At 71.4% G+C, this 6,055-nt stretch carries 5 protein-coding genes; all 5 read right to left on the reverse strand.

Going from position 1 to position 6,055, the window contains the following annotated elements:
• Positions 1-109: 109 nt before the first annotated feature.
• Complete coding sequence (locus ABD743_RS19755) at positions 110-595, reverse strand: glutathione peroxidase (RefSeq protein ID WP_344723601.1); 486 nt, start codon at positions 593-595, stop codon at positions 110-112.
• Between the two features lie 126 nt (positions 596-721).
• The gene (locus tag ABD743_RS19760; RefSeq protein WP_344723602.1) at positions 722-1,549 is read right to left on the reverse strand and encodes a PIG-L deacetylase family protein; all 828 of its coding nucleotides are present in this window, start codon (positions 1,547-1,549) and stop codon (positions 722-724) included.
• 8 nt (positions 1,550-1,557) lie between these two features.
• The gene (locus ABD743_RS19765) at positions 1,558-2,682 is read right to left on the reverse strand and encodes a glycosyltransferase family 4 protein (RefSeq protein ID WP_344723603.1); all 1,125 of its coding nucleotides are present in this window, start codon (positions 2,680-2,682) and stop codon (positions 1,558-1,560) included.
• Positions 2,672-4,033, reverse strand: a complete 1,362-nt coding sequence (locus ABD743_RS19770) for a hypothetical protein (RefSeq protein WP_344723604.1) — start codon at positions 4,031-4,033, stop codon at positions 2,672-2,674. The genes ABD743_RS19765 and ABD743_RS19770 overlap by 11 nt, the downstream gene beginning before the upstream one ends.
• Positions 4,034-4,038: 5 nt before the next feature.
• Positions 4,039-6,055 (reverse strand): phospholipid carrier-dependent glycosyltransferase (locus ABD743_RS19775; protein WP_344723605.1); only part of this gene is annotated, 2,017 nt, incomplete at its 5' end.

A 6,055-nucleotide genomic window follows, 5' to 3' on the forward strand; every position in this document is an offset into this window, starting at 1 on the left:
GTCGCCGCCGACATTCAACAATTTTGTGGGCCCCCGCCGGAAGGCGGGGGCCCACTTTTTTGCGCATTTTTGAGCCAGAATCTGCTCTGCGCGGTGGCCTGCCCGGCCGCTACGGCAGGGCGGCCTCGATCGCCTCAGTGACCTCCGGCGAGGTCGGCTCGGTACGGGGGCGGAACCGGCGCAGCACGGTGCCGTCGGTGCCGAGGAGGAACTTCTCGAAGTTCCACTGCACGTCGCCTGCCGCGCCCTCGGCGTCGGGGGTGGTGGTGAGCTCGGAGTAGAGCGGGTGGCGCGTGTCGCCGTTGACGTCGATCTTCTCGGTGAGCGGGAAGGTGACGCCGTACGTGGCGGAGCAGAAGGTCGCGATCTCTTCGGCGGTGCCGGGCTCCTGGCCGCCGAACTGGTTGCACGGCACACCGAGAACGGTGAAGCCCTTGTCGGCGTATCGCTCCTGGAGCTCCTCCAGCCCGGTGTACTGCGGGGTCAGCCCGCACTTCGAGGCGACGTTGACCACCAGCACGGCGCGGCCGCGCAGGGCCTCGAGATCGAAGGACTCGCCGTTGAGCGCGGCGATCGGGGTGTCGTAGAGAGCCATGATCGTGAGCCTACGACCGGCCGGGGCACCGTCGCCAAGGACGACCCATCCGGTCACAACGCCGGCCCGTGAAGCTGCCCGCTGACAAGGGCTGCGGGCGGGTGGGGCGTCGAGCCGTCCCGGTGATCACGGGTCGGAGAGCATCCGTTCGCTGGTGAGCGCGGGCCGGCTCCGACGGGAGAAGTAGACCTCGGGTGCAGCCGGAATGCGCCCAGTCGGGAAGAGGGCGTCTGCCTGTGTCCGGTAGCCGCGGATGATCCGTTCCTTTGCACGGATCCCCTCGTCCCACGTCCACGGCGCGAGATCGCGTGCGGCCAGGAAGGCCGGATCCGCCGTCGCGGACTGGTTGTATGGGAAGTCCGAGTAGTAGACGGTGCGCATACCGGCCACGTCGCCCACGGCACGGGTGATCAGGTGGTCGACGTGCCTGCCTACGCCGACAGGGCAGAAGACCAGCTCCGCCGCGGTTCGAGACATCAGCTCGGCCACGCGCGCACGCAGCTGTCGGACGAGCGTGCGGTCGCCGCGTGACACGCGGCCCTTGGCGATGTCGAAGCGGAAGGTCGGGTAGCGGTGCACCAGTTCGGGCACGATTCCGCCCAACCACTCCACGGGCTCGGGCACCGTCCGCCTGCGATACAGGGCGTCAGTCTCGTCGAGGTGGACGGCGTCGGCACCGATCTCCCGGACGACGTCCCGGTCCTCCGCGCGGCGGTCCTCGAAAAGCACGGCGGCGTCCGGGGCCGCGCACTGGCGCATGAAGGAGCGCGCCGCGAGGGTGTGCGGCGGTGGGCCGGCCGCAGTGAACACCGTGGCGACGGTGATCGGGCGGTGGGGTGCGAACTCGGTGATCAGCGCTCCGCACGACAGGACGGCATCGTCGAGGTGGGGGGAGAGGAACAGCCAGGCGGAGTCGGCGGACGACGACGCCGCGAGGTGCGATGGAAGTGGCACGTGGCTCCTCAGTGGGCGGGCACCGCGTCGATCGCGGCCCGGTACGCGTCCGCCTGCAAGCCGGCCAGGACGTCCCAGTCGTAGCTCTCGGCGAATGCGCGCCCGGCGCGGCCGGCCGCGGCGAGCTGCCCGTCTTCGGCATGGGTCGCGATGATTCGTTCGGCGAGCGCGTTCACGTCGAACGGTGGTATCCGCCAGCCGGCGCCGGGTGGGACCACCTCGCGCAGGCAGGGGATGTCGAAGGCGATCACCGGCGTGCCCGATGCCAGCGCCTCGAGCGCCACGAGGCCGAAGGTCTCGTGGCGGGACGGCACCACGACGAGCCGGGCCGACGCCAGCAGCCGGAACTTCTCCTCGCCGCGTACCCATCCGGCGAACGAGACCCGGTGGGACAGGCCGAGTTCCGCGACCCGCGCTCGAACCCGTGCCTCGTCCGGGCCGCCGCCGGCCACGATCAACTGGCCCGCGACGAGCGCAGAGGCTCTCGCCCAGGCGGCGAGGAGGAGGTCGAGGCCCTTGCCGACGATCTCGAGGCGGCCGAGGAACACGACGTCGCGGCCTGTCTGCGGGGTGGTTGTGAAGGCCTGCGGGTCGACCCCGTTGCCGATGACGTCGACCCGCAGCCGTGGGTTCATCGCCAGGAGCTGATCGGCCGTGCCGCGCGAGACCGCGATGAGGTGGTGGTGCTTGCGGACCCCGACCCGCTCCACGAGATGGAAGGGCAGTCCGTACTCGCTCGCCTTGGCGCGCGCATGCAGCCACTGCACGATCCCGATGGTCGGGCGACCGGTCCACAGTGGCGCAGCCATGGTGGAGAACGGCGCGAAGAAGTCCTCCACCACCAGGTCGACGTCCTGATGCCGGCGTGCAGCCGCCGGGAGTCCCGACACGTATCCGGCGAGCCGGGTTAGCCGGTTCGCGCCCCGTCCGGCGCCGACGGGCACGTAATGCACACCGTCCTGCACCCGTTCCACGGCGTCCGGGTAGCCGGTGGTCAGCACGGTGACGTCGTGCCCGGCGGCGACGAGCCGCTTGTTCATCTCGTGCGTCCGGACGGAGCCGCCGCCCGCGCCGGGCATGCGGGGATCCTCGAATCCCAGGTGCAGGATGCGCATCGTCGTGTCAGTCCCCACCGCGGTAGCTCCCCATCGTCCTGGCGTAGGTGGTGATGTCGACCTCCCGGGGGCCGCTGAAGAAGTCGTCTTCGAAGGCCCAGAAGAAGGCCGAGAGCCCGCACTCGGCCGCGTACCGCGGGGCGTGTTGCATCTGACCGGCGAGCCCTTCGGAGTCGTCGTCGCCTCCGGTACCGGGGGCGTCCGGCGAGCCCGGGTTCTCCCCGACGACGCCCAGGCCCGCGTGCCTGGCGTTCGCGATCGTCCACCGGAACGCGGACCAGTCCGCCACGCCCGGCGTGTGCCGCGGGTCCTCGCGCGCGTCCTCGGGCCGGCAGGTGTCCTGCGGCGGGTTCAGTGTCCGCGCCTGTACGGCTGTCGCGTCGCCGATGCCCGTCACGTCCGCGAAGATCGCCCCGCCTCCGAGGTTCGCGGCGAGCGCACCCAGCCGGTCGAGCTGGTCGGGGTAGAACAGCCCGCGTTCGAGGCTGCCGTCGCGGTCGGCCGTGCCGTCGAGGTAGGCGGCGACGGCCTCGCCGAGGTCGGCGGGCAGCACGCCCCGGCCCGCGAGGGGGATGTGGATCTCTCCGTCGAAGCCGTGCCTGCGCAGGAGCTCGATCTGCCAGGCGATGGCCTCGGCGGCAGAGCCGGTGTACCACCCGAACCAGCCGGCCACGTCCTCGCTGGTGACGTCCTTGCCGTCCTGTGTGCGGTCGCCGGGGCGCCACCCCGGCAGCGGGGTCGGCTCGAGACCGTCGGCGAGGCGCGACCCGTCCTGTGCGGCGTCGTCGAAGGCCCAGAAGGCGTTGTCGGAATCGCTCCCGTAGACCCTCCCCGGGAAGCCGAGCTCGCCCGCTTCCCCCGTGCCGACCCGAATCGCCGCGATGTCGTCGAACGGCACGACCGCACCGAGCTCCTCGACGTAGCTGTCGACGGCGTCGCGCACGTCGGCGCTGAAGATCACATTCGGTGCGCTGCCCTCGCGCTCGATCCCGTACTGGTTGCGGTATCTGCCGTTCGGCAGGTCGCCGACCCAGCCCGGGGCGTACTGCAGTCCCAGGCCGAGGACGACACCGACCCCGGCGTTCCGGCAGCGCTCGACGGCGCCCGTCAGCGAGTCGACATAGGCCGGGTCGATCTCACCGGGGGACGGCTCGAAGCGGTCCCACCGCACGTCCACCACGGCGAGGTCCACGCCGACGTCGGCGAGTGTCGAGACCCGCTCCTCGGCACAATCGGAGCCGAGCACACCGACGCGCATCCCGTCGGGCGGCCGGCACGACGCGAGAGAGGACGCCGCGGCAGCCACCGTGAGCACCATCGCCAGCGCCGAGGCGAGCCGCCGCGGGAGCAGGAGAGCAGTCGGGTTCACCGGCGCTACCGTTCGGTCTCGTAGGTGCGCGACGGCTCGCCGACGTCCAGCTGGGCGCCTCGCTCGACGACCTCCGGAGCCACGTGCCAGATCACGGTGCTCCCGTTCGTCGGTCCGTCGACGCGGTACACCGGCTGCGCGTTCGCGGCGAGCCAATCCAGCATCTCGGGCTGCGCGTAGCCGTAGCCCTGACTGGTCGGGTGGCTCTGGGTGAGGATGTAGTCGACGCCGTTGGCGTGCATGAGTGGCGCCGACGGCCACACGCCGAAGCGCGGGTCGGACGCGAACGCGAACTCACCCGTACTGTTCGTGACGCTCACTCTGGCGTCAGCCGGGAGGTTTACCTGCACCCAGAGACGTGCCTGCTCGAAGCCGTCGTCGACGGTGGTCTCGGCTCGGACGCCGAGCAGGATGACGAGCCCGGTGAACAACGCGCCCACCGTCGCGACCGCCGGCATCCGCGCCGGCCTGCGCTCCAGGTACTCGGCCGCGACCGCAGCGAGCGCGACGACACCGGCGATCATCACCGGGTAGCCGTACTGCTCCTCGAACGTGCCGAACGCGGCGCTGTAGACACCGAACCCGCCGATGCACAGCGCCGCCAGCCCGACCAGCCGCCGCTGCGGACGCGCGCTCCAGCAGGCGATCAGACCTGCGAGCGGGCACGCCACCAGCAGCACGTAGCTGGATCCGAACTGCCCGACCTGGTCGAGGAGCCTCCCGACGAGACTGGGCGAGCCCGGGGCGTTGAACCCGGTGTCCTGCACGGCGCCGAACGCGCGGGCGAACCCGCTCACCTTCTGCTCCCACCAGTCGACGAGGTGCCCGGTCGTCTGCAGCACGACGAGGTACAGCGTGTAGGGCAGCGCAGCCGTCAGCAGGAGGACAGCGACGGTCTGGCGGTGCAGGGTGCGGCGCCAGATCGCCGCGAGCAGCACCGGCGCCACCGTGTACAGCGCGATCACGTCCTTGGTGAGCACGGCGAAGCCGAGTAGCAGGCCCGCCGCGACCAGCACCGGAAGGCGTGGGCGGCCGCGGCCGCCCGTGAGCTCGACAACCAGAACGAGCATTCCGGCGAGCGCCGCGGCCACCGCGGACGTCTCCAGGAACACCCGGCTGTTGTTGCGCAGGACGAACGGCTCGAACGCGAGGACGACCGCTGCCGTCCATGCGAACGCCGGCCCGGTGATCCGACGGACGAGCAGGAACGCCAACGCGACCGACACCGCTCCCAGGACGACAGTGAGCCAGCGCAGCTGGAACACGAGACTCATGCTGTCGCCCGAGAGGCCGAACAGCCTGATCACGGCGCCCTCGAGGAGGAACGCGCCCGGTGGGTGCAGGAAGAACGGCCCGTCAGGGAGATTGGGGAGCTGGCCGAGGCTGACCGACCGGCCGAGCTCGGCGTAGAGCATCTCGTCGACCCAGAGTTCGAAGCTGCGGGTCACCCCGACTGCCCGTACCCCGAAGGCGCCGAGCGCGACGACGAGCGGGGCCAGCACCGCGAGGAGACGCTGCCACGTCCATGTGCGCCCCGGGGTCGCGTGGCGACCGCGCCGGGGCGCACACGCCGGTGCCGGAGCGGGCGCGGGATCCGGGTCCTTCGCGTCTGTCCGGCCGGTGCGCCTTCCGGACAGGAGGGTGACTCCGCCTGCCACGGCCGCAACCACTACCCACGCCACGGGGTAGGGGTGAGCGAGGAGCAGTGTGGTCATCAGGACCGCGCAGGCCGTGGCGCCGATGGTGGTGGCGCGGCCGATGCCTGTCGGTAGGTAGGGCGTGGCGATGGCGGTGAGCACGGCCGTTGCCGCGAGTGCGCCTACGGCCGAGCCGATCGCGAGGCCGTACGTCCCGCCCAGGTGCCAGCCTCCGGCGAACCCGGCACTCATGAGCAGCGTTGCGGCGAGGAGCGCGAGTTGGCTGCGCCGGTAGTCCCGCAGCGCGAGGAGCACCGTCGTCAGCACGGTCACCGCCGCGTAGCCGACGCCGGCCGCGGCGAGCCATGGCAGCAGCACGAGCGAG

It is taken from the genome of Pseudonocardia yunnanensis, assembly GCF_039534065.1.
GTDB classification, from domain to species: domain Bacteria; phylum Actinomycetota; class Actinomycetes; order Mycobacteriales; family Pseudonocardiaceae; genus Pseudonocardia; species Pseudonocardia yunnanensis.

Coding starts and splice junctions, on each gene's coding strand:
- ABD743_RS19755 (WP_344723601.1), bottom strand. CDS start 595: ATGGCTCTCTACGACACCCCGATCGCCGCGCTCAACGGCGAGTCCTTC.